The 24,589-nt window shown below is 43.1% G+C and carries 31 protein-coding genes and 1 riboswitch; of the genes, 2 read left to right on the plus strand and 29 right to left on the minus strand.

Features of this window, described 5'->3' with window-relative positions:
* Positions 1-42 precede the first annotated feature (42 nt).
* The 5 genes from ACPF7I_RS09095 to ACPF7I_RS09115 are packed head-to-tail and all read right to left on the minus strand — an operon-like array spanning position 43 to position 2,687.
* Positions 43-531: a YpuI family protein gene (locus ACPF7I_RS09095; RefSeq protein ID WP_430743725.1), complete on the minus strand. Its 489-nt coding sequence runs from the start codon at positions 529-531 to the stop codon at positions 43-45.
* Between the two features lie 13 nt (positions 532-544).
* Complete coding sequence (locus ACPF7I_RS09100) at positions 545-964, minus strand: hypothetical protein (protein WP_430743724.1); 420 nt, start codon at positions 962-964, stop codon at positions 545-547.
* A gap of 40 nt (positions 965-1,004) precedes the next feature.
* The gene (locus ACPF7I_RS09105) at positions 1,005-1,355 is read right to left on the minus strand and encodes a hypothetical protein (protein ID WP_430743722.1); all 351 of its coding nucleotides are present in this window, start codon (positions 1,353-1,355) and stop codon (positions 1,005-1,007) included.
* A 17-nt stretch (positions 1,356-1,372) separates the two neighbouring features.
* The gene (gene scpB / locus ACPF7I_RS09110; RefSeq protein WP_430743720.1) at positions 1,373-1,954 is read right to left on the minus strand and encodes an SMC-Scp complex subunit ScpB; all 582 of its coding nucleotides are present in this window, start codon (positions 1,952-1,954) and stop codon (positions 1,373-1,375) included.
* Position 1,955: 1 nt separating this feature from the next.
* A complete protein-coding gene (locus ACPF7I_RS09115; RefSeq protein WP_430743718.1) occupies positions 1,956-2,687 on the minus strand; it encodes a segregation/condensation protein A in 732 nt (243 codons plus the stop codon).
* A gap of 48 nt (positions 2,688-2,735) precedes the next feature.
* Between ACPF7I_RS09115 and ACPF7I_RS09120 the strand changes: the two genes are divergently transcribed.
* A complete protein-coding gene (locus ACPF7I_RS09120) occupies positions 2,736-3,263 on the plus strand; it encodes a DUF309 domain-containing protein (protein WP_430743716.1) in 528 nt (175 codons plus the stop codon).
* Positions 3,264-3,269: 6 nt separating this feature from the next.
* Here the strand turns inward: ACPF7I_RS09120 and ACPF7I_RS09125 are convergent, their stop codons facing one another.
* From ACPF7I_RS09125 to ACPF7I_RS09150, 6 genes are all read right to left on the minus strand, one after another.
* Positions 3,270-3,614, minus strand: a complete 345-nt coding sequence (locus ACPF7I_RS09125; RefSeq protein WP_021095908.1) for a GNAT family N-acetyltransferase — start codon at positions 3,612-3,614, stop codon at positions 3,270-3,272.
* 82 nt (positions 3,615-3,696) lie between these two features.
* On the minus strand, positions 3,697-4,161 hold the full coding sequence (gene ribH / locus ACPF7I_RS09130; protein WP_006318211.1) for a 6,7-dimethyl-8-ribityllumazine synthase: 465 nt from the start codon (positions 4,159-4,161) through the stop codon (positions 3,697-3,699).
* 14 nt (positions 4,162-4,175) lie between these two features.
* Positions 4,176-5,369 (minus strand): bifunctional 3,4-dihydroxy-2-butanone-4-phosphate synthase/GTP cyclohydrolase II, encoded by a 1,194-nt coding sequence (locus tag ACPF7I_RS09135; protein WP_004889735.1) that lies wholly within the window; start codon positions 5,367-5,369, stop codon positions 4,176-4,178.
* Positions 5,370-5,375: 6 nt separating this feature from the next.
* Positions 5,376-6,014 carry a riboflavin synthase gene (ribE, locus tag ACPF7I_RS09140; protein ID WP_430743714.1) on the minus strand — a complete coding sequence of 213 codons (639 nt, stop codon included), beginning with the start codon at positions 6,012-6,014 and terminating at the stop codon, positions 5,376-5,378.
* A gap of 5 nt (positions 6,015-6,019) precedes the next feature.
* Positions 6,020-7,096, minus strand: coding sequence for a bifunctional diaminohydroxyphosphoribosylaminopyrimidine deaminase/5-amino-6-(5-phosphoribosylamino)uracil reductase RibD (ribD, locus tag ACPF7I_RS09145; RefSeq protein ID WP_430743712.1), 1,077 nt, complete (start codon positions 7,094-7,096; stop codon positions 6,020-6,022).
* 142 nt (positions 7,097-7,238) lie between these two features.
* A riboswitch (FMN riboswitch) is annotated at positions 7,239-7,371 on the minus strand.
* A gap of 154 nt (positions 7,372-7,525) precedes the next feature.
* Positions 7,526-7,966, minus strand: a complete 441-nt coding sequence (locus ACPF7I_RS09150; RefSeq protein ID WP_430743710.1) for a peptidylprolyl isomerase — start codon at positions 7,964-7,966, stop codon at positions 7,526-7,528.
* A 121-nt stretch (positions 7,967-8,087) separates the two neighbouring features.
* Between ACPF7I_RS09150 and ACPF7I_RS09155 the strand changes: the two genes are divergently transcribed.
* A complete protein-coding gene (locus ACPF7I_RS09155; RefSeq protein ID WP_430743708.1) occupies positions 8,088-8,957 on the plus strand; it encodes a DUF1002 domain-containing protein in 870 nt (289 codons plus the stop codon).
* A gap of 71 nt (positions 8,958-9,028) precedes the next feature.
* Here ACPF7I_RS09155 and ltrA read toward each other — a convergent pair whose 3' ends face one another.
* The 18 genes from ltrA to ACPF7I_RS09245 all read right to left on the minus strand — a co-directional run bounded on the left by ltrA (position 9,029) and on the right by ACPF7I_RS09245 (position 24,584).
* Complete coding sequence (gene ltrA / locus ACPF7I_RS09160) at positions 9,029-10,285, minus strand: group II intron reverse transcriptase/maturase (protein WP_064221401.1); 1,257 nt, start codon at positions 10,283-10,285, stop codon at positions 9,029-9,031.
* A 575-nt stretch (positions 10,286-10,860) separates the two neighbouring features.
* On the minus strand, positions 10,861-12,180 hold the full coding sequence (lysA, locus tag ACPF7I_RS09165) for a diaminopimelate decarboxylase (protein ID WP_430745923.1): 1,320 nt from the start codon (positions 12,178-12,180) through the stop codon (positions 10,861-10,863).
* A 68-nt stretch (positions 12,181-12,248) separates the two neighbouring features.
* The gene (locus tag ACPF7I_RS09170) at positions 12,249-13,718 is read right to left on the minus strand and encodes a spore germination protein (protein ID WP_430743706.1); all 1,470 of its coding nucleotides are present in this window, start codon (positions 13,716-13,718) and stop codon (positions 12,249-12,251) included.
* A complete protein-coding gene (locus tag ACPF7I_RS09175) occupies positions 13,684-14,277 on the minus strand; it encodes a stage V sporulation protein AE (RefSeq protein ID WP_430743704.1) in 594 nt (197 codons plus the stop codon). The genes ACPF7I_RS09170 and ACPF7I_RS09175 overlap by 35 nt, the downstream gene beginning before the upstream one ends.
* Complete coding sequence (locus tag ACPF7I_RS09180; protein WP_430743703.1) at positions 14,274-14,594, minus strand: SpoVA/SpoVAEb family sporulation membrane protein; 321 nt, start codon at positions 14,592-14,594, stop codon at positions 14,274-14,276. The genes ACPF7I_RS09175 and ACPF7I_RS09180 overlap by 4 nt, the downstream gene beginning before the upstream one ends.
* A 2-nt stretch (positions 14,595-14,596) precedes the next feature.
* A complete protein-coding gene (gene spoVAD / locus ACPF7I_RS09185; RefSeq protein WP_430743701.1) occupies positions 14,597-15,604 on the minus strand; it encodes a stage V sporulation protein AD in 1,008 nt (335 codons plus the stop codon).
* Positions 15,605-15,616: 12 nt separating this feature from the next.
* Positions 15,617-15,961 carry a SpoVA/SpoVAEb family sporulation membrane protein gene (locus ACPF7I_RS09190; protein ID WP_430743699.1) on the minus strand — a complete coding sequence of 115 codons (345 nt, stop codon included), beginning with the start codon at positions 15,959-15,961 and terminating at the stop codon, positions 15,617-15,619.
* Between the two features lie 10 nt (positions 15,962-15,971).
* Positions 15,972-16,391, minus strand: coding sequence for a stage V sporulation protein AB (locus ACPF7I_RS09195; protein ID WP_430743697.1), 420 nt, complete (start codon positions 16,389-16,391; stop codon positions 15,972-15,974).
* The gene (locus ACPF7I_RS09200; protein ID WP_430743695.1) at positions 16,381-17,001 is read right to left on the minus strand and encodes a stage V sporulation protein AA; all 621 of its coding nucleotides are present in this window, start codon (positions 16,999-17,001) and stop codon (positions 16,381-16,383) included. Before ACPF7I_RS09200 ends, ACPF7I_RS09195 begins: the two co-directional genes overlap by 11 nt.
* 78 nt (positions 17,002-17,079) lie before the next feature.
* Complete coding sequence (sigF, locus tag ACPF7I_RS09205; protein ID WP_021095895.1) at positions 17,080-17,817, minus strand: RNA polymerase sporulation sigma factor SigF; 738 nt, start codon at positions 17,815-17,817, stop codon at positions 17,080-17,082.
* Positions 17,818-17,830: 13 nt separating this feature from the next.
* Complete coding sequence (gene spoIIAB / locus ACPF7I_RS09210; RefSeq protein ID WP_004889709.1) at positions 17,831-18,271, minus strand: anti-sigma F factor; 441 nt, start codon at positions 18,269-18,271, stop codon at positions 17,831-17,833.
* Positions 18,272-18,622 carry an anti-sigma F factor antagonist gene (gene spoIIAA, locus ACPF7I_RS09215; protein WP_430743692.1) on the minus strand — a complete coding sequence of 117 codons (351 nt, stop codon included), beginning with the start codon at positions 18,620-18,622 and terminating at the stop codon, positions 18,272-18,274.
* 100 nt (positions 18,623-18,722) lie between these two features.
* Entirely contained in the window at positions 18,723-19,880 is a 1,158-nt protein-coding gene (locus ACPF7I_RS09220; RefSeq protein WP_430743690.1) for a D-alanyl-D-alanine carboxypeptidase family protein, read from the minus strand.
* 90 nt (positions 19,881-19,970) lie between these two features.
* Positions 19,971-21,272 (minus strand): pyrimidine-nucleoside phosphorylase, encoded by a 1,302-nt coding sequence (locus tag ACPF7I_RS09225; protein ID WP_430743688.1) that lies wholly within the window; start codon positions 21,270-21,272, stop codon positions 19,971-19,973.
* Positions 21,273-21,289: 17 nt separating this feature from the next.
* Positions 21,290-22,114, minus strand: a complete 825-nt coding sequence (locus ACPF7I_RS09230; protein ID WP_430743686.1) for a purine-nucleoside phosphorylase — start codon at positions 22,112-22,114, stop codon at positions 21,290-21,292.
* Positions 22,115-22,127: 13 nt separating this feature from the next.
* Positions 22,128-23,309 (minus strand): phosphopentomutase, encoded by a 1,182-nt coding sequence (gene deoB, locus ACPF7I_RS09235; RefSeq protein WP_430743684.1) that lies wholly within the window; start codon positions 23,307-23,309, stop codon positions 22,128-22,130.
* Between the two features lie 158 nt (positions 23,310-23,467).
* Complete coding sequence (xerD, locus tag ACPF7I_RS09240) at positions 23,468-24,364, minus strand: site-specific tyrosine recombinase XerD (RefSeq protein WP_430745922.1); 897 nt, start codon at positions 24,362-24,364, stop codon at positions 23,468-23,470.
* A 7-nt stretch (positions 24,365-24,371) separates the two neighbouring features.
* The gene (locus ACPF7I_RS09245; RefSeq protein WP_430743682.1) at positions 24,372-24,584 is read right to left on the minus strand and encodes a YqzK family protein; all 213 of its coding nucleotides are present in this window, start codon (positions 24,582-24,584) and stop codon (positions 24,372-24,374) included.
* Positions 24,585-24,589: the final 5 nt, after the last annotated feature.

The following is a 24,589-nucleotide window of genomic DNA, read 5'->3' on the forward strand; positions in this document are numbered from 1 at the left end:
GCATCATATGCAACAAAAAAAGAAGCTGACACACGCAGCTTCTTATTGCGATTGGATCATTTTTGTTCGGTAGTCTGTTTCATAAAATTCGAGTTCTTCCCGCATCGTTTGAAAATCGGCTTCAATCGCATGAAGCAATTGTTGTAACGATGGAGGAGCAGGTTGTCTCAATTTAATTGAATGTCTTCCTGTATACGCTGAGCGGCTATCTTCATACCATAAATCACGCTTTGGGGTAAAAAATTCTGCCACACATGAATGATAAATTTTATATAATGCTTGTTCGGCTGCTGCTTTCCGAAACGGTTCTTCTTGAAGCACAATGCGGCACGCATCGACACCTTCTTCACCATATACAGCTAAACGGCGCAAATCCGCAAGCACTCCTTCATAATAATGACGGTCGCCTGCGCATTCTTCTTGCATTTGTTCGATCGTCGTTTCATTTAAATAACGAGCAATTTGTTCTACAATGCGGCTTAACAACTGCTCCACTTGCTTCGTTTGGTTCAAAACAATAGTGTTGCCCATATGCATCCTCCCTTTACGGTTGCGCAATAAATAAAAGCGGTGATTTAACAGTATACGATTGTTTTTTTGCAAGCGACTCAAAAACTTCTGGCAGTTTAGCGAAGTCGATCGATGAAAAATAGCGACGAAGCTCTTCTTCTTCACTTACATATACACGTTTTCGCGTCCGAAGTGATGGATCGACGAGCAAACAGACGAGCGCGACAATATCTTTAAAATATACGTCTTTCCCACTCGCTTGAAATACAGGGTCTTGTTCATACGGCGTCCATTCAAAAAAACGTTCATCAAAATAACGAACATATAGTACGTGCAATGTACGTTCTACTCCATCATCGTCAACAAACGTTACTTCCGAACGGTTAAAAAAATCTTCCGACGTATTCGGCTGTGCTTTTTGCAATTCATATCCATGACACGAAACGATTTTCAAAGCTATACACCCCTTTTTCAACAACGAAGCTATATTTATTTTACCATAAATTACGAATCATGCGAAAAATTTTATCATTCTTAAAGAAAAGAAAAAACAGGCGCATAAAAGCACCTGTTTCCTTTCCTGGCAATATGCCGATTTCGTATAAAAAGATCGCTAAACATAACGCACCGAGCAAGCTTGGAAGCCATATGATCATTTTCACTTTTTTGTCTAGAAGACCGTAGCGCTTACTCACCTTGCCACTTAATATAAAAACAACAGCAACAAAAACTACGATAACTGCACTTTGTAAAATAGAGTGCAAAATATACATTTCTACATAATATTCAACTACTCTTCCAAAAACGAAAACAAAAAGAAGCCCAAAGAAAAAACGAAAACTCATCCTCCATCACCTTTTATTTACTCATTCGCTTCTTGCAGTTGTTCGTTCAGACGTTCGAAAAATAAGTCAGCTTCGCGTTCTTCCTCTTGTTCGTCCCATTCTGGAAGAGGGGGAAGTTCGTCTAACGTTTTTAAACCAAAGTAATCTAAAAACTCTTTCGTTGTTCCGTATAAAATCGGACGGCCTGTTCCTTCTGCGCGGCCTACTTCTTTAATTAACGCTTTTCCTAATAGTGTTTGCAGCGGCTTATCGCTTTTGACGCCGCGAATGTGCTCAATTTCTGCACGCGTAATTGGTTGACGGTATGCGATGATCGCTAACGTTTCAAGCGCTGCTTGTGACAACGATGAAGTCGTTGGAGACTCGACAAGCTTTTGCAAATACGGGGCACATTGTTTTTTCGTCACAAGCTGAAGCATTCCCGCCATTTCCACAATCATAACCCCGCGCTCATCTGCATCATACATATCTTTTGCTCGTTGAATAAGCTCGTATACTCGTTCTTCCTCTACATTGAGTACATCAGCTAATTGCTTATACGTCAATCCTTCTTCGCCTGCCGCGAACAATAACGCCTCAATCACTGCGAATTCATTCATCTCAATCACCTTTTCGTCGAATGTATAAATCAGCAAAATTGTTTTCTTGCTCGACAATGATTTCGTTTCGTTTCATCAGTTCAAGCAACGCTAAAAACGTCACGACAATTTGTTCGCGATCATCATACGGAAATAAATCGTAAAAGTTCATTCGCTCTCCGTTTTTTAATATTTGTAAAATTTCTTCCATCCGCTGTCCGATTGGAATTTCTTGACGTGCCACTTTCGTATGAAGCGGCTTTTGTAGCTTTTTGCGCCGTAACAACTTCGCCAGCGCCCCAAGCATGTCGTATATATCGACATCGAGGGCAAGTGGCGCACCGTTTTTCGCATAAGCGGTTAAATCGCTCGGCGGCTTCGTAAATAAAAGCCCCCGCTCTTCTTCCCGCTCGCGCAACTGCTTGGCTGCTTCTTTAAACTTTTTATACTCGATTAACTGTTGCATGAATTGTTCGCGCGGATCTTCTTCGATAAATAATTCATGATCCTCTACCGTTTCCTCATGTTTTGGCAGCAACATTTTACTTTTCATTTCAATGAGCGTTGCTGCCATCACTAAATATTCGCTCGCGACATCGAGCTGCAATTGTTTCATCGCATGAATGTAAGCCATATATTGCTCCGTAATTTGCGCAACAGGAATATCATAAATATCGATTTCATATCGATGAATTAAATGCAACAATAAATCAAGTGGTCCTTCAAATTGATCTAATTTCACATGATAATGCACATTGATCCCACCTTTTTTCACAACTAATAGTATAATACACGTAAGCATATGAAAAAAGGGGGCTTTCACTTGTATCCGAAAGCATATATCGAATATTTACTCCACTTTCACGCGACGCGCGATTATTTTGAATGCCACGAAGTGCTAGAAGAACATTGGAAACAAACAAAGGAACATATATGGATCGGTCTCATTCAGCTTGCGGTTGGCATGTACCATTATCGTCGAGGAAATATCGCTGGTGCAAAACGAATGTTAACGAAAGCAATGCGCGCATGCCAAAAAGAAAAACAAGCATACGAAGCACTTGGCATACATGTAGAGCAACTTGTGTCCCTTCTTCATGCATACGTGAAGCGAATAGATGATGGACATGCGTATGAAAGTATTTGTTTTCCAATTAATGAAGTTTCTTTGTTGCATATATGTAAACAACAATGCGATTTAAAAGGGCTTGTATGGGGAGAAAAAAGCGACATGTCAAACGAATATATCATCCATAAACATATGTTGCGCGACCGGAGCGACGTCATCGCTGAGCGAGAACGGCAAAAACAAAAAAGACAGGGACGTTGATCCCTGTCATTGTTCACATTTATCCAAAAATGGAGCGGTCATGTCATTAGCACATAACGACTTATTTGGATACAATTCTTTTAACGCTTTCACCATTTGCTTTCCAATTCCTTGATGGCGATGGGACGGATTGACGCTAATATGCTGCACTTCAACCGCATGTTCGCGCACAATTACGCCGATAATGCCAATAAAATCTTCTTCTTGCTTCCATAAAAACAGCTGCCAGTCGTCGTTTGTTTCATAGTTTTTCATCGTTTGTTGAAGCTGTTTTAAGTCTTTTTCATTTGGCATAAACGACAAAAGACCCATCGCAATTTTCTCATAGTTTTTTCGATAGCGAACTAGCATATGAATCCCTCATTATCGACAAGACTTATTGTTTACTCGCTATTGCTATTATAAACGGTCTTGCCGCTTTTTTAAACATTTTTTAAGAAAATGTGCGCATGACATTCGCCATTTCAATGGCGCTGAGCGCTGCCTCCCAACCTTTATTTCCTGCTTTCGTCCCAGCGCGCTCAATCGCTTGTTCAATCGTATCTGTCGTCAACACTCCAAAAATCACAGGAACGCCTGAAGAAAGGGCAGCATGGGACGTTCCTTTCGCCACTTCATTACATACGTAATCGTAATGGCTCGTCGCTCCGCGAATGACGGCACCAAGCGTAATGACAGCGTCATATTTTTTCGACTCCGCCATTTTTTTCGCCACAAGCGGAATTTCAAATGCCCCTGGTACCCATGCGACATCAATATGTTGTTCTTCTACTCCGTGACGTTTCAATCCGTCCAAAGCTCCGCTAAGCAATTTACTTGTAATAAATTCATTAAATCTCGCAACAACAATGCCGATCTTTAATCCTGTTCCAACTAAATTTCCTTCATATACGTTCATGTTTTTCTCCTCCTTTAAAAGTGCAACATATGTCCTAGTTTTTCGTATTTTGTCCGCAAATAGCGCTCATTATGGCGCTTCGCTGGCATTTGCAACGGCACGCGCTCAACAACTTCCAATCCGTATCCTTTTAATCCGGTAATTTTACGTGGATTGTTCGTCAATAAGCGCATTTTTGTTACACCTAAATCTTTTAAAATTTGCGCACCAATTCCATAATCGCGCAAGTCTGGCGCAAAACCTAATTTTTCGTTCGCTTCCACCGTATCGTATCCTTGTTCTTGCAACTTATAGGCACGCAATTTGTTTAACAAGCCGATGCCGCGTCCTTCTTGACGCATATATAATAATACTCCACGACCTTCTTCTTCAATTTGCGCTAACGCGGCATGAAGTTGAGGACCACAATCGCAACGATGCGAACCGAACACGTCCCCTGTTAAGCATTCCGAATGAACGCGCACGAGCACCGGCTCATCTGGAATAATTTCTCCCTTCACAATTGCGATATGTTCTTTTCCGTCTAACGTATTTGAATATCCGATCACTTTAAATTCGCCAAAATCGGTTGGTAACGTAATTTCGACTTCGCGTTTGACGAGCTTTTCTTTTCGATTGCGATAAGCGATTAAATCTTTAATCGTAATCATTTTCATATCGAATTGTTCTGCGATTTTCTTTAAGTCTGGCACGCGCGCCATCGTTCCATCATCTTTTATAATTTCACAAATGACGCCTGCCGGCTTTGCTCCACAAAGACGAGCTAAATCGACAGCTGCTTCCGTATGCCCCGCACGACGCAATACCCCGCCTTTTTTCGCAACAAGCGGAAAAATATGGCCTGGTCGTTTAAAATCGCTTGCTTTTGCTTCTGGGTTCAGCATTTCTTGAATGGTCAACGAGCGTTCAAATGCGCTAATGCCTGTCGTCGTTGCTTTATGGTCAATGCTGACAGTAAAAGCTGTTCCATGCGCATCTGTATTATGGTTAACCATTGGCGCTAAATCGAGCCGATCGGCCAATTCTTCGGTAATCGGTACACAAACGAGACCGCGACCGTGCGTAATCATGAAGTTAATGACTTCCGGCGTTGCTTTTTCTGCAAGCGCCACAAAATCACCTTCGTTTTCACGATCTTCATCATCGCAAACGATAATAATTTTTCCTTGCATTAAATCGTAAATCGCTTCTTCAATTGTATGGAACATCAGCACTCACTCCTTATATCCGTGCTCTTGCAAAAATTGCAACGTCAACCCGTCATGCTTACCGGCAACGAACTGTTCTACATACTTACCAATGATGTCACATTCAATATTGACGATATCGCCAACCTTTTTTGCCCCTAAAATCGTCGCTTCCCGCGTATGCGGAATGAGGGAAATCGTAAACGTTCGATCCGTTAAACCGAAAATCGTTAAACTTGTGCCGTCAACCGCAACAGAACCTTTTAAAATCATATATTTGCGCAAATGACCCGGCACTTCAATGTCATAATACACCGCGTTAGCGACAGGTTGTTTGCGAACGATACGTCCGACACCATCGACATGCCCAGAAACGAAATGTCCGCCAAAGCGACCGTTCGCCGCCATCGCCCGCTCTAAATTGACTTTCGCTCCTACCACAAGCGTTCGAAGTGACGTCGCTCGCACCGTCTCCGGCATCACATCGACAGTAAAAAAGCGATTAGTAAACGATGTGACCGTTAAACAAACGCCGTTGACGGCAATGCTGTCACCGAGCTGTACGTCTTGTAGCACTTTTTTTGCCTCGATCGTCAAAACGATCGCTTCCCCTGTTTGCTTCATTTGTTGAATCGTTCCGATTTCTTCAATAATCCCTGTAAACATCGCGATCATCCTTTAGCAACGATTTTTATATCTGGTCCGATCATTTCGACATGTTTCACTTGCAAACGGAGCGCATCCATCATTCGTCCAAACCCTTCTCCACCGATTGCCGAAGGGGCTTCGTTGCCACCGATCAACGTCGGGGCGACATAAGCGATGACTTGTTGAACAGAGCGAGAAGATAAAAAGCTTCCATGCACATGCGCTCCACCTTCAACAAATATGGACATGACGTTGCGCTTACCAAGTTCACGTAAAAGAGATGGAATATGAATCGTATGTTCATTCATACGAATGAATTGTACTCCCGTTTGTTCATACGGCTTCATTTGTTGTTCCGTGACGTGATGTCCAACGACGATCCATGTCGGAGCCATGTTGTCTGTTACGACGTTCGCTTGAAGCGGTGTGCGCAAATGTGTATCGAGCACAACACGAATCGGCTGTTTTCCTTCGTGACCAAAGCGAACGGTCAAGCTCGGATTATCGGCTAAAATGGTGCCGACGCCGACAACGATCGCATCGTGCATTCGTCGCTCGCGATGCACATCGCGACGCGCTTCTTCCGACGTAATCCACTTGCTTTCCCCCGTTTTTGTTGCAATTTTTCCATCTAAACTCATCGCATACTTTAACGTGACATACGGCATTTTCGTTGAAATATAATGAAAAAACATTTCGTTTAACGCATCCGCTTCTTCTTTCAATACGCCGACGGTCACATCGATGCCCGCTCGCTTCAATTTTTCAATACCTTTTCCCGCAACAAGCGGATTCGGGTCCGTTGTCGCCACGACGACGCGCCTTACCTTCTTTTCAATTAATAAATCAGCACAAGGAGGAGTTCTACCGTAATGACTACACGGCTCAAGCGTCACATAAACCGTCGATCCTTCTGCTTTCTCCCCCGCCATGCGCAACGCATGTACTTCTGCATGCGGTTCCCCTGCTTTCAAATGCGCCCCAAAGCCGACAATTTCACCGTGTTTGACAACAACTGCACCAACAAGCGGGTTTGGCGACGTTTGTCCACGTGCTGATTCCGCCAATTGTAACGCTAAGCGCATATACCGTTCGTCCATATCGCACCACCTTTCCACAATCAATAAAAAAACCCTAGGAACAACGTCCTAGGGCAAGATGTATGTAAAGATCGCCTTTTTTGCATAGCAAAAACAACCCATCGTCAATCCTATTTTTCCCAATAAGTGACGTGAGTTTTTGGCAATCCTTCTCCCATCCAGACTATACTGTCGGCTCCGGAATTGCACCGGATCATGCCTTAACGGCTCGCGGGCTAAGAAACATCCGTTTCATTACCGCCGGTCGGGAATTTCACCCTGCCCCGAAGGATGCGCTTATTCCATTTTTATTCATTATATCACAATAAAACGAAATGTCTATGACTTTGCAATAAACAACCAATAGATTGCTCCCCAAACGAAACTAACGAGTAAAAGGATGAAAAATAACGCCCAGTTTTTTTTCATCTCTTCATCCTTCCTTTAACTTTATTGTTCGTCCCACACTTTCACTTCTTTCATGACATCTCCGTTTTTCATCGCCTTGACAACGTCCATTCCTTCAGTCACTTGACCGAATACGGTATGCACACCATCTAAATGCGGCTGTGGTTCATGGCAAATAAAAAATTGGCAACTTCCTGTATCACGACCTCGATGGGCCATCGATATCGCTCCTTCGATATGTTTATGCGGATTGTTGTCTGTTTCACACGGAATGGTATAGCCTGCATCGCCTGTTCCATTTCCAATCGGACAGCCACCTTGACTTACAAATCGCTTAATGACACGATGAAACGTCAATCCGTTATAAAATCCTTCATTCGCTAGTTTTTCAAAGTTCGCTACCGTCTTTGGCGCTTCGTTTGGGAATAGTTCAAACTCCACCTTCCCACCGTTCTCCATGATGATATAACCTTTTTTCTTCATTGAAACCTTCGCCACCTTTCCATCGTAAAAACAAATGTAGCTTCATTTTACTACATTTCGCTTCTATGTTCACGCAAATGTTTGTACAATAGTACAGAAAGAGATTGAAGGAGGTTGTCAAATGAAAAAGTGGTTTACGATATTTATTTTATTGTTGTTTATGATTCCATCAGTTAGTTTCGCTGATGCGATTGAAGGAGACATTATTATTACGCTCGGAGAAAATTTAACAGAGCAGCAAAAGCAACAAATATTAAAAGAAATGAATGCACCTGAAAGCGCTGAAATCATTACGGTCACAAATGCGGAAGAACATAAATATCTCGGCGACATTATTCCGAAAGGACAAATCGGAACGAAAGCCATTTCGTCATCCAAAATTACGATTGGAGCACCAGGTTCAGGTCTGCAAGTCGAAACAAATAACATTAACTGGGTAACAAAAGAAATGTATATGAACGCGCTCATTACTGCAGGAGTGAAAGATGCAGTCATTTACATTACCGCACCGTTTCCTGTATCCGGAACAGCTGCGCTGACAGGATTAATGAAAGCGTACGAACTTTCATCGAATGAAACGATCCCTGATGAAGTGAAAAAAGTAGCGAACGAAGAAATGGTGAAAACGGCACAGCTTGGCGAATCAATCGGAAACGATCAAGCGGTCGCGCTACTCGCAAAAATTAAAGAAGAAATAGCGAAAAATCCGCCAAAAACAGATGCCGACATGCGTGCACTCATTGAGCGAATCGCTCAAGAACTTGGCATTACGTTAACGGAAGACGAAATCAATAGCTTGCTTTCTTTATTTAACAAAATGAAAAATGTCAACATCGATTGGAATCAAGTGAACGAACAGCTGGCTCAAGCAAAAGACAAGCTATCAGCCTTTTTGCAAACAGAAGAAGGTCGAACATTTATTCAACGCATCGTAGATCTTTTGCGTGAAATATGGAATGCGCTCCGCGGTGCATTTGGAGCAATCGAGTAGGAGGAGGTGATTAACCTCCGTCCTCTCACACCACCGTACGTACGGTTCCGTATACGGCGGTTCAATCAAGATCAATGACGCAAGAATTCATAACGTTCTTGTAGACTTTTGAGCCCTTGGTCATTCCAGTAGGAGTTTCCAAGGGTTCTGTGTAAGATGGGGCTATTTGAAATACGCCAATATCCTTTCCGACTATTTCCCCATTCATACGCTTTCCACGAAGGAACTCCCAATTTGATCAAGTTTCGTATCCTCGTTTTTGGTGTTTTCCAACTTTTCCATAAGCACATACGAAGTCTTCGACGAATCCACCCGTCCATTTTCCGAAAGATTGATTTCGTATCCGCCAGCGCAAAGTACCCACACCATCCGAATAAATACTGATTCAGTTTCTGAATTCGGTATTCCATGGAATATGGCATCTTTCTCGAGGTGATTTCTCGTACTTTCTTCTTCATTCGTTTGAGACTTTCTTCTGCCACTCGAATCTTGGGCTCTTCGGCATCGATAAAACTGAATCCAAGAAACTTTCGTTTCCAAGGACGGTCTACTGCCGACTTTTTCTCATTCACTTTTAGGCGAAGTTTACGTTCGATGAATCGTTGAACGCTTGCCATTGTTCGTTCTCCTGCCCTTTTTGATTTTACGTAAATGTTACAGTCGTCTGCGTAACGAACGAATTGATGTCCTCTTTTCTCTAATTCTTTATCCAGCTCATCAAGGACGATGTTGGAAAGGAGCGGACTTAATGGACCACCTTGTGGCGTTCCTTTCTCTGTACTTGAAACCACTCCATGAATCATGACACCCGACTGCAAGTACTTGCGGATTAATTTTAATAACGGTTTATCGTGGATTCTTTTCGCCAATGTGCTCATAAGTCTGTCGTGGTTGACCTGATCAAAGAACTTTTCCAAATCGATGTCTACAACCCATCGGTATCCTTCTTTGATATATCCTTGTGCTTTCCTCACTGCATCATGGGCACTTCGATTTGGGCGAAAGCCATAGCTATGTTCGGAAAACATCGGGTCATATATCTTCGACAATACTTGGGCAATCGCCTGTTGAATCAAACGGTCTGTCACGGTTGGGATACCTAGTAACCGAACACCGCCATCAGGCTTCGGGATTTCGACTCTTCGGACAGGCATCGGTTCATAGGTACCTTTGAGAATCGCTTCTTTGATGGACTGCCAGTTTTCGACGATGTGCGTTCGCAGGTTTTGTACGGGCATCATATCTACTCCATGGCTGCCCTTATTTTGTTCTACTCGTTTCAATGCGAGAAGCATGTTCTCTCGTGACAGGATTTGATTCAAAACCATCGTTATTCTTCCTTCCGTAAATAGCTGTTCTTCTTATGCCAGTCGTCACTCCACCCTCCAAAAGATCCCCCACGGGATTCACCGTTTCCTTTCTCTTGGGAGGTCCTATGTTTTCTGTGTTCATCGTGACGGACTGAATGCCAAGGGCTATTTTCTCTTGATTGTTCAGTCCTTCCGAATCGTTCTAGACCGATTCGTACTATGACCTCTGCTGACTTCTGATGATTCAGCTACTTATCGCTAAGTAGGTTGTGAAGGGTACTTCACGTATCCATCAGACCTCCTCGGGTAAGAGTGCAATCTTTCCTTCCATCTATCTGCTTCATTTACTCTGTATCACCTTCGGCAGAAAGGACTTTGTTTTGTTTAGCAAACTCATCCAATGATACCTAGCCTTATATGAAGTTCGTGTTCCTCAGACCGGAAGTTTGCCGCTCGCTTCCTTCAGATTCCGTGTCGCCACGGACACCCTTGCGTTAAGCTAACTGCTACTTCTGCCTTCGCAGTTCGGGACTTTCACCCTAGAGATTGCACCCATGCCGAGCACACTAAAATAACCGAGGCCATCGCCTCGGTTATTTTTTCACCTTCGTTTTCAGCGGCAAATCGAGTCGAATTAAGTCTTCGTACGTTTCACGTCTCACGACAAGCTCTGCCTCGCCGTCTTCAACAAATACGACCGCTGGACGCGGGATGCGGTTGTAGTTATTGGCCATTGCATAACCGTAAGCACCGGTACAAAAAACAGCTAAATAATCGCCCGGTTGCGCTTTCGGAAGCGGCAAGTCCCAGATGAGCATATCTCCCGATTCGCAACATTTCCCAGCGATCGCTACCACTTCTTCACAATGTTCATGCATGCGGCTAGCCAACACCGCTTCGTATTTTGCCTCATATAGCGCAGGACGAATATTGTCGCTCATTCCACCATCTACTGCAACATATTGACGAACGTTTGGTACTTCTTTACGGGAACCGATCGTATAAATCGTTGTCCCCGCATCTCCAACGAGCGAGCGCCCTGGTTCAATCCAAATTTCAGGAAAAGGTAGATCAAATGATGCGACATTTCGTTTCACTTCTTCAATAATTTGTTCGACATATTGTTCCGGTGCAAGCGGATCATCTTCTTTCGTGTAACGAATGCCAAAACCGCCACCGAGATTGACCACTTGTGCAGTAAAACTGTATGCATCACGCCATGCAGAAAGTTTTTCAAACAACTTTTTCGCTGCCAGTATAAAACCTGTCGCATCAAAAATTTGCGAACCGATATGACAATGGATACCGAGCACATGGAGATGAGATGAAGCGAGCGCACGCTGCAACGCTTCATCCGCTTGTCCATTATGCAAATCAAATCCAAACTTTGAATCTTCTTGACCTGTTAAAATATAGTCGTGAGTATGTGCCTCAATTCCCGGTGTGACGCGCAATAAAATAGGCATCGTATATTCATGAGCAGAACAAAGTTGTTGCAGTAGCTCTAATTCGTAAAAGTTATCGACAACAACACAGCCGATTTTCGCTTCAATTGCCATTTCCAATTCTTCTTTACTTTTATTGTTGCCGTGAAAATGAATACGTTCGACTGGAAATCCAGCAGCTAGTGCAGTGTACAGCTCCCCACCGGAGACGACATCGAGCGACAACCCTTCTTGTTCCATCAATTGCACGATTGCAATTGTCGAAAACGCTTTGCTTGCATACGCGACTTGCGCACGTACACGATGTTTATCAAACATTCGTTTAAACGCCCGCGCCCGCTCACGAATAAGCGCAACATCGTAAATGTAAAGCGGGGTTCCGTATAGGCGAGCTAAGTCAACGGTATCAACACCGCCAATTTCTAAATGCCCTCGGTCATTTATTCGCATCGTTCCGTGCATAATTATACATCCTCCTGATGTTTCCGAAATAATTAAAGAAAACGTACCATAAATTTTGGTACGTTTCAACCTTTTTATGTTGGTTGTTTTTGTTTATTTTGCGGATGTACGATGCTTGGCCGAATCGATGAACCGGCTACAGATCGCCGCACGATAATTTGCATAAACGCCCCCGGATCAAATGGAATAAACGGCCATAAATATGGAGTATTTAATGAACGAATGTTGGCAAGGAAAAGTAAAAAGATCGTGACGCCAATCATAAATCCAGGAACACCAAACAACGCAATGACAACTAAAAATAAAAGACGAAAAATTTTATTCGCAATGCTTAATTCATAGCTCGGTGTCGCAAAAGAACCGATCGCAGCGACAGATACATATAAAATCACTTCTGGCACAAATAGCCCAACGTCAATGGCAATTTGCCCAATTAATGCAGCTGCAATTAAGCCCATTGCCGTAGACAACGGTGTTGGAGTATGGATGGCGGCCATCCGTAAAAACTCAATACCAATATCAGCAATGAGAAGCTGCACAAAAATAGGGATATTTGTTTTTTCATTTGGCCCGATATACGCCAACTTTTCCGGTAGTAACGATGGGTCAAGCACAAACAAAAACCAAAGCGGGAGTAAAAAAAGCGAAGCAAAAATGCCTAAAAATCGCACCCATCGGACGAATGTTCCTACTGCTGGAGATTGTCGATATTCTTCCGCGTGTTGAACGTGATGGAAATACGTTGTTGGCGTAATAATGACGCTTGGTGACGTATCGACCATAATGATTACATGCCCTTCTAATAAATGTGTGGCAGCGACATCCGGCCGCTCTGTATAACGAACGAGCGGATACGGATTGTATCCTTGTTTCACTAAAAATTCTTCAATTGTTTTATCCGCCATCGTTAACCCATCAATTTGAATTTCGTTTAATTCTTTTTTAATAAGCTCGACAAGTCCCGGATCGGCTACGTCTTGAATGTATGCAATACAAATGTCTGTTTTTGAACGTTCGCCCACTTGCATCATTTCAAAGCGAAGCCTTTCGTCACGAATGCGACGCCGGGTTAACGCTGTATTGACGACAATGTTTTCAACATAGCCGTCTCGCGCGCCGCGTACAACTTTTTCCGTATCAGGCTCCTCAGGCGAGCGACCCGGATAACTGCGCACATCGACAGCAAATGCCTTCGTTTCCCCATCAATAAATAATAAAATGAGACCGGTTAATAAAAAATCAACCGCTTCATCTAAACTTTTCACTGGATTCACTTGTTGGTGAACGAGACGGTTTTCGATAATTTCAGGCAGCTTAGCGGATTGACGCTCGCGATCATTGACTTGAACAAGCATTTCAAGCAGCTCAATAATATATTGTGTATCACAAAGACCGTTACAATAATATAAGTGAACATCTGTTTTTAAAATATTCAGCTTGCGGACGCCTAAATCGAAGCTCGTTCCGACTCCGATCGCCTCTTTGAAAAACTGTTCAGTTTCATCTAACTTAGGAGAAATCGGTGTGTAACTTTCTGTTTTCATCGCGTTTGCTCCTTTCGAGAATATATTCAATCGCTTTGCGCGTAATCGGGCAACCGTTGCGAATATCATCACGACGTCTCATTTTTCCGATATCGCCAATTCCGACAACAATCGGGATATTTAATTCATCTAAACAATATACCGTATCCCCGTTCACCCGACCGAATTCCCACTCAGCAATTCCTTCTTTATCGACACCGTATGATGTGAAGTTCCCATCATAATCAACACAAATATTTACTTTTGTCCATTCTTGATTGTTCGTATCAGACGCAACCGCAATCGCGCCAAGCACATCGATTTGCTCATGCGTCGCAACGTAACGAAGTGCTTGTTCACCTGCTCCTTCGCCGATAATGCCACTATCATCAAACATGACAAAAACAGGATCATACGGCGTCCGCAAAATAAGTTCAACAAGCTGCTTTCCTGTTAGCCGTGATGGATTGCCTTGTGATTGGCTAATGCAGCGCGCGCCAAGTTGTTTCGCTAACCATTCAAGCGCACGTCGCACATGCTCATCTCCATCGGTCACTAAAATAACTTTCTTTTTTTTCATTCGATCCTTCCTCTCGGTTTACAAACCATAGCGGTCATCCATGCAACGAAGATTGGAAAAGAAAGAAAAAAGACGACATTTGTAAAGTCCCCCGTTTTTACCGCTTGTATACAAGATGCCCCAAGATGAACAAGTGTCGTTTCTACCCCTGCATGTGCAAATAACTGAATGGGACGGTATACACCGATCGATTCGGTCACCATACCAATAAATACAAATATCGTCATAACGCGAATAAACGACCACTTCCTCAACAACAACTGTCCGATTAGTGCCAATGTGCCACCGATGACAAATGCATATACGTACGTTTCCATCTTTACGTCACCGCTTCAATGGCAATCGCATGAGCGATCGCTGGAATCGTTTGATTTTGTTTCACCATCGTACTATTAAATAAAGCTCCTGTCGCAACAACGAGCATCGTCTTTATTTTTTTCTCCCTCATCTGTTCGAGAAAATAACTGTACGTGACAACAGCACAACACGCACACCCGCTCCCGCCCGCAAACGCTTGCTGTTGTGCATCGTAAATGAGCACGCCGCAATCGTCATATCGCTCGCTTATATTCATGTTGGCATCATGACATAACGACTTGAGTTCGCTGCTTCCGACTTTTCCTAAATCTCCTGTGACAATAACATCATACGCCTCCGGTGAAAGCCCGCAGTCTGCAAAATGTTGCGTCATTGTTGCAAATGCGGCCGGTGCCATTGCTCGTCCCATGTCCAGCGGATCCGTTATACCGCTATCAATTACTCTTCCAATTGTTGCTGTGCGAATGCGAAAAGGGGAGCGGATCGTACTTAATAACGCGGCTGCTCCGCCAGTCACGGTCCACGATGCACTTTCCCCCTTTTGAACACCAATTGTCGTCGGAAAGCGAAACTGACGTTCAGCTGCTCCGTAGTGGCTGCTCGTTGCCACTAATACACGATGGGCAAACGCCCCGTCAATAAACGTAGCAGCAACAAGCATCGCTTCCGTAATCGTTGAACAAGCGCTAAATACCCCTAAAAAGGGCACATCTAGTTCTCTTGCAACATAGTTGGCGGTGACTGTTTGATTGAGTAAATCCCCCGCAATAAACAAATCAACGTCTTTTGTTTGTACGTTTCCGTTTGTTAAACAAATCATAATCGCTTCTTTCATCAACCGCCGTTCTGCGAGCTCCCAACTTTGTTCATCGCAATATAAATCGTCATAAGCTCGATCAAATGACCGACCGAGCGGACCTTCACGCTCTTTCGGACCCACAACTGTGCCGACCGATTCGATATAAATGTCCGTATCAAATACAATTGTTTGTTCCCCTACTTTTTTCATGTAACCCCCCCTTTACAAAAACAATGATGCAACATATGATGCTACAACTAGCGTCACAATGATGCTCCCTCCAACAGAAAGCATATGTTCTGCCGCTCCTTCATTGCGATATTCGAGCGCACTTGCGCTCCATATGTTTGCTAAACTCATCATCGGCACAATCATTCCCGCCCCCGCAAACTGTGTGAACTGACGATACAATCGAGTAGGTGTCCATATCGCCGCACATACGATTAACGTTCCGTTCATCCAACGAATGGCTTCCGCCTCATTCATATGAAACCATATGCTGTACATATCGATGAGCGCTTGTCCAACGACCGCAATAAACCCTCCGAACAAAAATGCTTTTTCCATCTGTCTCCCCCTATCGATCAACAAAATATATCCAATGAAAAAGAGAACCTGCTACTTTGCCAAACACCATCGCCATTAATAACACGACAATTTGTTCATCAATGCCGAGTCGTTTCGCTAAAATGGGAAATACGTTTAATACTTCCGTTAAGGCCGCAGCAAGCATGCCGACAAATACGCCGCTAAGCAATCCAATGACGCTTGCTAACATAGGCGGAAAAGAAAAAAGGGGGTCGCGCAAGCTCACCCAACTGCTTACGATCGCACCGAGTACAACTCCCCATTCATACGTCGCAATCCATTTCATCGTTTTTGTGAGCTGCGTCAAGCGCGGAATGACACCAAGAACGGTTAAAAACGCCACAAAACCAGAACCGACAGCTAATCCTCCTGCCAATCCGACAAATGCTACAATTAGCTCACGAATCATCGTCCATTCGCCTCATCGCTTCTTTATTTTCATGCATAATGACATATTGATCGAGCGACTGTTGGTATTGAAACATTTCGACTTCAAGTGGGCTTGGTTCTTCGTTAATTCGCTTTTTAAAAAAATGATTGAAAAATAAAATCATACCAAGCCCTAATCCGAGTGAATACGGAATTTGAAACCATAACGGTTTGTCTACTTCTTTTCCTGTGATGACCCGATATAACCGTTGTTGTACTTGCTGCATGCTCACATCTTCGTGAAAATTCATAATTGCAAGCCCCGATCCGATAAATAAAAGAAGCCAAACGATTGGAACATATAAATAGCCCCATCGTTTTTTTTCATAAACGACTTCAACGATCGTTTGTGACGGTCCGAGCGATTGAATATCATCATGTGGCGCAACAGCCATTAATGCTTTCATCACATGCATGACATCAATGATAACAATGTTTCGATCTTTTTTTTGTACGGTATAAATCGGGGTTTGCACAATATCGTCAATTCGTTTCTTTGCGACGACTTGCGCAACATCCCCTACTCGAACCGTCGCATTCGGTTGCACTTGCACACGATGACGCATTTTAAAAAAAATCGTTTCTTTCATACTCACACCTTGCTTCCCTTATTGTATTTGTAGTATGAGATATGACCCTCCTCCATATGCATAAAAGCCCGAACGGACTTATTCATCCATTCGGGCTTTCATTTGTTGCAATATTTTTTTCTCTAAACGAGACACTTGCACTTGAGAGATGCCTAATCTAGCTGCCACTTCTGATTGTGTTTGATCTTTATAATAACGCAAATAAACGATGAGTCGCTCGCGTTCATCTAGTTCTTCCATCGCTTTTTTTAACGCGATTTTATCAAACCAAACATCTTGTTCATCCGCAATTTGATCAAGCAACGTAATTGGGTCTCCATCGTTTTCGTACACGGTTTCATGAATAGATGCGGGCGAACGAATCGCTTCTTGCGCTAATACAACGTCCTCAGGTGAAATTTGCAAAAATTGAGCAATTTCATTTACCGTCGGGACGCGACCGTTTCGCTTCGATAATTCATCTTTTGCTTTGCGAATTTTATTGCCGATTTCTTTTAATGAACGGCTCACTTTCACGGACCCATCATCGCGAATGAAGCGTTGAATTTCTCCAAGAATCATCGGTACTGCATACGTTGAAAATTTGACGTCATACGATAAATCAAACTTATCGACCGATTTCATTAAACCGATACAACCGATTTGAAATAAATCTTCTGGCTCATATCCTCGGTTTAAAAAACGCTGCACAACCGACCAGACAAGCCGCATATTTTTTTCGATAATCTCATCGCGTGCCTGCTGATCCCCTTGCTGGCTCCTCCGAATCAACTCTTTGATTTCATGGTCTTTGACAGCTTGTACCTCGACATCCATAGGCACGTCTCCCTTAATTGCATAGCGCTTTGCTTTTCGTTAAATGCTTAATCAACTCCACAGTCGTTCCTTCATTCACTTTTGAGTAAATGTTTACTTCATCCATAAAATTTTCCATAATCGTAAATCCCATACCGGAACGCTCGAGCTCTGGCTTCGTCGTAAATAACGGCTGTCGCGCTTCCTCCACGTTTTCAATCCCTTTTCCATGATCGCGGATCGTTAAATGGACCGTATGCCCTTCAATGATGACAGAAATATAGACGACGCCGCTTGGATCATTTTCATAGCCGTGAATAATCGCATTCGTTACAGCCTCGGATACGACTGTTTTAATTTCCGTGAGCTCATCGAGCGTTGGATCGAGTTGCGCAACAAACGCAGCAACTGTCACACGGGCGAACGATTCATTTTGGCTGAGGGCGGAAAATTGAAGATGCATTTCATTTCTCATTTACGCCACCCCCAACGTTTGTAATGCGTACTGTTCATTGACTTCTAAACGAATAATTTTAAACAGACCTGACATATCAAACAAACGCTTAATTGACGGAGAAACAGAGCAGACGACCATCTCTCCACCCAAGCGTTGAATTTGCTTATATCTTCCTAAAATGACACCTAATCCTGAACTATCCATAAACGTTAGCTCATTTAAGTTTAAAACAATCGCTTTTATTCGCTCTCGCTCTAATACATCCGTAATTTCTGCGCGCAACTGTTCCGCCGTATGATGATCTAGCTCGCCAGCTAGTCGCACGAGCAATACATGTTGTTTCACTTCTAATTGAATCGATAGACTCACGATCATTTCCTCCTTATCCGTTTAGGTTAAGGAAGAATTCGATTCGTTTATGCGTCAATCCTTCTTCCCGACAAAACTAGTCGCCATTCGCCTCGTTTCGTCAAGATGTGCGTGAGAACGAGCTAAACATCCGTTTAAACAACTCCCACATATTTGCTTCTTCCACTTGCTCTTTTGCCACTAAAGGACTTTTCGCGATCACCGCTCCATCTTTTTTCACAATGAGTGTACCGAGCACGTCACCTTTTTTCACTGGCGCTTTCACTTTTTTATTTAATTTCCACATCGTTTTCACCGCTTCTGATTTTTCTCCCTTTTTTAACAAAACAGAAATCGGCTCGGACGTCACAGCCGCAACCGCCTTTTTCTTTCCTTTGCTGACAGGAAGCATTGCAATCGTTTCACCTTTTTTATAAAGCGGTTTCGTTTCGTAATGGCTAAACGCGTAATCTAACATTTTTGTAATTTGTGCGTTTCTCGCCTTTGGCGTCTGCGCCCCAAACACGACAGCAATGACGCGCATGTTTCCTTTTTTTGCTGTTGCTGTTAAACAATATTTCGCTTCGCTCGTATAGCCTGTTTTTAATCCATCAACACCTGGATAAAATTTCACAAGTCGATTTGTATTAACGAGCCAAAACTTTTTGTTTGTGTTTTCTCTTAAGTAGTCTTCATATGTGCCTGTATATTTTGTAATTAAATCGTATTTTAATAGCTCTTTTGCCATCACCGCCATATCGTATGCGGTACTATAATGATTTTTTGCTGGCAAACCTGTCGTGTTTTCAAAGGCCGTATGCTTGAGTCCAAGCTGTCTTGCTTTTTCATTCATCATATGGACGAATGCTTCTTCCGATCCTGCAATTCGTTCTGCTAATGCAACCGAAGCATCATTCCCTGATCCGATGGCAACACCCTTCAATAAATCGTCAACAGTCATTTCTTCCCCGGGTTCTAAAAAAATTTGCGATCCGCCCATCGATGCAGCGTATTCACTAGCTCGCACCCGTTCGTCTAACTTCAGCTTTCCTTGATCAATCGCTTCCATAATAAGAAGCATCGTCATAATTTTCGTCATGCTCGCTGGTGGAAGCGGTTCATAGGCATTTTTTTCATACAAAATAGCCCCGGTGTCTCTCTCAATTAAAATGGCTGATCGCGCCTCAGGTGCTAATTCAACTTTCGGTTGCTCCGCGTGCACAAATGCGATCGGAATAAATAATAACGCGATGGCAAGCACATAAAAAAATCGCTTCATCTCCAACCCTCCATTTCTTTATACTTGCCATCTTTTCCATTTTTTATTTTTTTATACATAAAAAAACCCCGAAGGAACGAATCCTTCAGGTTACGAAATTTTATCGTAAATGAATGTTGGTGGTTGAACAGGTGTCGTTGAAATGCGAATGTTTTCATATAGTTTTTGTTTTACATCATCAATTTGTTCACGGTTGCTGTAAATCGTAACGAGCGATTCCCCTTTTTTCACCGCATCGCCAACTTTTTTGCGAAGCACTAAACCGACCGCTAAATCAATCGTAGACTCTTTCGTCGCTCGCCCTGCCCCAAGCCACATCGCCGCTGTGCCAACCGCATCGGCAACGATTTCTGATACGTACCCGTCTTCTTTCGCCTCAAGTTCAATCACATATTTCGCTTGAGGCAATTTGCTTGGATCATCAACAACAGACGCATCGCCACCTTGTGCAGCTAAAAACGTTTTAAATGTTTGAAGCGCCGAGCCGTCTTTCATCGCTTGTTCTAACATATGACGAGCTTCTTCAAGCGAAGATGCTTTTTCCGCTAAATATACCATATAGCTGCCAAGCACTAAGCAAAGTTCTTGTAGGTCTTCTGGACCTTCCCCTTTTAACGTATCAATCGCTTCTTTTACTTCAAGCGCATTTCCGATCGCATAGCCGAGCGGCTGGCTCATATCAGAAATAATCGCCATCGTTTTACGTCCAACGCGGTTTCCGATGTCAACCATCGCTTTCGCTAGCGCTTTTGCATCGTTTAAATCTTTCATAAACGCGCCTGCGCCCGTTTTGACGTCTAACACGATCGCATCTGCGCCAGCGGCAATTTTTTTGCTCATAATTGATGAAGCGATGAGCGGGATGCTGTTGACCGTTGCTGTGACATCGCGAAGCGCATACAATTTTTTGTCGGCTGGCGTTAAGTTTCCAGACTGACCGACAACAGCAATTTTATTTTTATTCACAAGGTCGATAAACTCATCGTTCGTAATTTCAACATGAAATCCTGGCACCGATTCTAATTTATCAATTGTTCCGCCTGTGTGACCAAGACCGCGGCCAGACATTTTTGCAACTGGAACGCCGACAGAAGCAACAAGCGGACCTAACACTAACGTTGTTGTATCGCCCACACCGCCCGTTGAATGTTTGTCAACTTTAATTCCTTCAATTCTCGAAAGGTCGATCGTATCACCTGAATGTACCATTGCCATCGTTAACTCAGCTGTTTCTTCTTCGTTCATGCCGCGGAAGAAAATTGCCATCGCCAACGCGCTCATTTGATAGTCAGGAATGTCACCTTTTGTATATCCTTCAATAATAAACTGAATTTCTTCTTTCGTTAATGCATGACCGTCTCTCTTTTTCTCAATTAAATCGACCATTCTCATTATGTTCACCTTCTCGTTCAGTTTTTAGCCATGCGGCGCACGATCGCTTTTACAAAGCGCAAAAAGTCAGCTTTTACTTTTTCCGTCGTTTCGATTACTTCATCATGCGTAAGCGGTTGATCTAAAATGCCGGCAGCCATATTGGAAATGCATGAAATGCCTAACACTTCCATTCCACCATGACGAGCAACGATTACTTCAGGCACAGTAGACATTCCGACCGCATCGCCGCCCATGACACGAATCATGCGAATTTCTGCTGGAGTTTCGTATGCTGGACCTGTATTGGCAACATATACCCCTTCGCGTACACGCAATCCAATTTCATTTGCCACATCTTTCGCGAGTTGACGAAGTCGTTTGCTATATGCTTCCGACATGTCTGGAAAGCGCACACCAAGCGCAGAATCATTCGGACCGATAAGCGGATTGCCACCCATGTTATTAATATGATCTGAAATGATCATTAAATCGCCCGGTTCAAACGATTCATTTACACCGCCTGCCGCATTTGTCACAATTAATTGCTTAACACCGAGCGCTTTCATTACGCGTACAGGGAATGTTACCTTTTCAAAACTGTATCCTTCATAATAATGGAATCGCCCTTGCATCACGATGACAGTCGCACCTTCTAACTGGCCGTATACAAGTTGACCGGCATGCCCTTCGACTGTCGATACAGGGAAATTTGGAATATCGCTGTACGGAATTTTAATCGCTTGTTCAATTTCATCGGCCAACACACCTAACCCAGAGCCAAGAATTAAGCCGATTTGTGGTGGATTCGGAAACTTTTCTTTTAAAAATTGCGCCGCTTGTTCAATTGCTGCTCGATTCATATGTTCACGCTCCTTATTTTAAATCACGTAAAAAGCTTGTTCCATGTGCTGGCATCGTCACACCAAAGTTTTCCGCAATCGTTGCACCGACATCTGCGAACGTCTCGCGAAGCGGAAGTTGTTTTCCACCATTCATGCTCGGACTATAAACGAGAAGCGGCACATATTCGCGCGTATGATCGGTGCCGTGATGCACTGGGTCGTTGCCATGATCCGCCGTAATAATTAATAGGTCATCGTCTTTTAAACGTTCAAACACTTCTGGTAAACGGGCATCAAACTCTTCTAACGCATCGCCGTATCCTTTTGGATCGCGACGGTGGCCGTATAATGCATCAAAATCGACGAGGTTCACAAAGCTGAGTCCTGTAAAGTCCATTCGTAACGTATCGACTAATTTATCCATTCCGTCCATGTTTGATTTTGTGCGTAACGTTTGTGTCACACCTTCGTTATCGTAAATATCAGCAATTTTACCGATGGCAATCACGTCATAGCCCGCATCTTGTAATTCGTTCATCACCGTGCGACCAAACGGTTTTAACGCATAATCGTGACGATTGGCTGTCCGTTGGAAACTTCCTGGATTCCCAATGAATGGACGAGCAATGACGCGACCAACCATATATTTTTCATCAAGGGTTAGCTCGCGCGCAATTTTACAAATACGATACAATTCTTCGAGCGGAATGACCTCTTCATGCGCGGCAATTTGCAACACGGAATCTGCAGACGTGTAAACGATCAATGCTCCTGTTTCCATATGCTCTTTGCCGAGTTCTTCGATAATTGCTGTTCCGCTTGCTGGCTTGTTTCCAATTACTTTTCGTCCCGTCTGCTTTTCAAGCTCAGCGATCAGCTCTTTTGGAAATCCGTTAGGAAACACTTGAAACGGCGTATCGATGCGTAGCCCCATTAACTCCCAGTGACCAGTCATCGTATCTTTCCCGGCGGATGCCTCTTGCATTTTTGTATAGTAAGCAAGCGGTTTGTCCGCTTTTGGAATACCTTTGATTTCACGAATGTTGCTTAAACCGAGTTTCGCCATGTTCGGCATGTTCAACCCGCCGCGATGTTCTGCGATATGTCCGAGCGTATCTGCCCCTTTATCGTTATATTTTTCAGCATCTGGCGCTTCACCAATTCCAACGGAGTCCATCACAATTAAAAATACACGTTTATATGTAGGCTTCACCGTTTTACCTCCCCAATCGTTTCATTCGCTTCATAGCATACCCACTATAAAGCAAAATCACGCATCATTCGAATTTGTCAGAAGTCTGACAACTAAATTATAAAACGTTTTCATAATAAATTGCAATAAAAAAACTGTGACAAATCATCGTCACAGTGTTATGCTCTCGGATGAAACTGCTTGTACACGTCTTTTAAGCGCGTTTTCGTGACGTGCGTATAAATTTGCGTTGTCGAGATATCTGCATGTCCAAGCATTTCTTGCACAGCGCGTAAATCCGCCCCATTTTCTAATAAATGCGTAGCAAATGAATGACGTAGCGTATGCGGGGTTAACGTTTTTTGAATGTTTGCTTCTTTGGCGAGCCGTTTTAAAATTTTCCAACATCCTTGTCTTGTTAAGCGCTCACCATGATGGTTTAAAAACAATGCATCTGTCGTTCCTTTTTTTCGTTGCAACAACTCTGGACGTCCTTGCTCCATGTACCGTTTTAATGCTTCTGTCGCCATTTTTCCGATCGGAACGATTCGCTCTTTCCGTCCTTTCCCATAACAACGAATAAACCCCATCGTTAAATGAACATCAGATATGTTTAATTGAATAAGCTCGCTCACACGAATGCCAGTCGCATATAACAATTCCAACATCGCCTTATCGCGAATGCTAAATGGGGTATTTTGTTTCGGTGCTTCCAATAACGCTTCTACTTCTGCCATCGACAACACGTTTGGCAATTTTCGCGGCAGTTGTGGCGTTTCAATATGAACAGTCGGATCTTGGTCGACTACTTTTTCACGTAATAAAAATTGATGAAATGACCGAACAGACGCCAAATGGCGCGCAATCGTTTTTGGCGAGCTTCCTTTTTCTTTTAAAAACTTTAAAAATTGCATAATATGAAAACGGGTTATTTCGTTCCAACTACATCGTTGCTCAACTTTTTGTAAATATTGAACATATTTTTTTAAGTCACGTTCATATGATACGATTGTGTTATGTGCTAAATTTCGCTCGACAATTAAATAGTGAATAAAATCTTTTACTTGATCTTCCACACGCATCCTACTCCCCGTTTTGATAAAAAAACAACAGTCGATCGAGCCAATTCGTTTCTTGTCGTTCAGTTGTCGATACTTTCACAGCTGATCCCATCGGCTCGTCGTAACGACGGTAATAGTTATATTCCTCGCTTATCCATACAATACTATAATAAAATAAAATCGTACATCCCGTAAATAAAAGAAACACTTTTAACACATCGACGATTCTTTTCATCGCAT

Source organism: Anoxybacillus dikiliensis, assembly GCF_050613275.1.
Taxonomy (GTDB): Bacteria; Bacillota; Bacilli; order Bacillales; family Anoxybacillaceae; genus Anoxybacillus.

Bases quoted from the DNA above. Each gene is read 5' to 3' on its own strand.
- ACPF7I_RS09220 (WP_430743690.1), bottom strand. From the start codon at position 19,880: ATGAAGCGATTTTTTTATGTGCTTGCCATCGCGTTATTATTTATTCCG.
- ACPF7I_RS09170 (WP_430743706.1), bottom strand. From the start codon at position 13,718: ATGAAAACAGAAAGTTACACACCGATTTCTCCTAAGTTAGATGAAACT.
- spoVAD (WP_430743701.1), bottom strand. From the start codon at position 15,604: ATGAAAAAAGTAGGGGAACAAACAATTGTATTTGATACGGACATTTAT.
- spoIIAB (WP_004889709.1), bottom strand. From the start codon at position 18,271: ATGAGAAATGAAATGCATCTTCAATTTTCCGCCCTCAGCCAAAATGAA.
- scpB (WP_430743720.1), bottom strand. From the start codon at position 1,954: ATGAATGAATTCGCAGTGATTGAGGCGTTATTGTTCGCGGCAGGCGAA.
- ribH (WP_006318211.1), bottom strand. From the start codon at position 4,161: ATGAACGTATATGAAGGAAATTTAGTTGGAACAGGATTAAAGATCGGC.
- ACPF7I_RS09155 (WP_430743708.1), top strand. From the start codon at position 8,088: ATGAAAAAGTGGTTTACGATATTTATTTTATTGTTGTTTATGATTCCA.
- ribD (WP_430743712.1), bottom strand. From the start codon at position 7,096: ATGGACGAACGGTATATGCGCTTAGCGTTACAATTGGCGGAATCAGCA.
- ribE (WP_430743714.1), bottom strand. From the start codon at position 6,014: ATGTTTACAGGGATTATTGAAGAAATCGGAACGATTCAACAAATGAAG.
- ACPF7I_RS09135 (WP_004889735.1), bottom strand. From the start codon at position 5,369: ATGTTCCATACAATTGAAGAAGCGATTTACGATTTAATGCAAGGAAAA.
- ACPF7I_RS09105 (WP_430743722.1), bottom strand. From the start codon at position 1,355: ATGAGTTTTCGTTTTTTCTTTGGGCTTCTTTTTGTTTTCGTTTTTGGA.
- ACPF7I_RS09195 (WP_430743697.1), bottom strand. From the start codon at position 16,391: ATGATTCGTGAGCTAATTGTAGCATTTGTCGGATTGGCAGGAGGATTA.
- ACPF7I_RS09095 (WP_430743725.1), bottom strand. From the start codon at position 531: ATGGGCAACACTATTGTTTTGAACCAAACGAAGCAAGTGGAGCAGTTG.
- ltrA (WP_064221401.1), bottom strand. From the start codon at position 10,285: ATGGTTTTGAATCAAATCCTGTCACGAGAGAACATGCTTCTCGCATTG.
- ACPF7I_RS09120 (WP_430743716.1), top strand. From the start codon at position 2,736: ATGAAAAAAGGGGGCTTTCACTTGTATCCGAAAGCATATATCGAATAT.
- ACPF7I_RS09180 (WP_430743703.1), bottom strand. From the start codon at position 14,594: ATGGAAACGTACGTATATGCATTTGTCATCGGTGGCACATTGGCACTA.
- ACPF7I_RS09125 (WP_021095908.1), bottom strand. From the start codon at position 3,614: ATGCTAGTTCGCTATCGAAAAAACTATGAGAAAATTGCGATGGGTCTT.
- ACPF7I_RS09200 (WP_430743695.1), bottom strand. From the start codon at position 17,001: ATGAAAGAAACGATTTTTTTTAAAATGCGTCATCGTGTGCAAGTGCAA.
- ACPF7I_RS09230 (WP_430743686.1), bottom strand. From the start codon at position 22,114: ATGAATCGAGCAGCAATTGAACAAGCGGCGCAATTTTTAAAAGAAAAG.
- ACPF7I_RS09245 (WP_430743682.1), bottom strand. From the start codon at position 24,584: ATGAAAAGAATCGTCGATGTGTTAAAAGTGTTTCTTTTATTTACGGGA.
- ACPF7I_RS09190 (WP_430743699.1), bottom strand. From the start codon at position 15,961: ATGGAAAAAGCATTTTTGTTCGGAGGGTTTATTGCGGTCGTTGGACAA.
- sigF (WP_021095895.1), bottom strand. From the start codon at position 17,817: ATGGATGTCGAGGTACAAGCTGTCAAAGACCATGAAATCAAAGAGTTG.
- ACPF7I_RS09150 (WP_430743710.1), bottom strand. From the start codon at position 7,966: ATGAAGAAAAAAGGTTATATCATCATGGAGAACGGTGGGAAGGTGGAG.
- ACPF7I_RS09225 (WP_430743688.1), bottom strand. From the start codon at position 21,272: ATGAGAATGGTCGATTTAATTGAGAAAAAGAGAGACGGTCATGCATTA.
- ACPF7I_RS09175 (WP_430743704.1), bottom strand. From the start codon at position 14,277: ATGAAAAAAAAGAAAGTTATTTTAGTGACCGATGGAGATGAGCATGTG.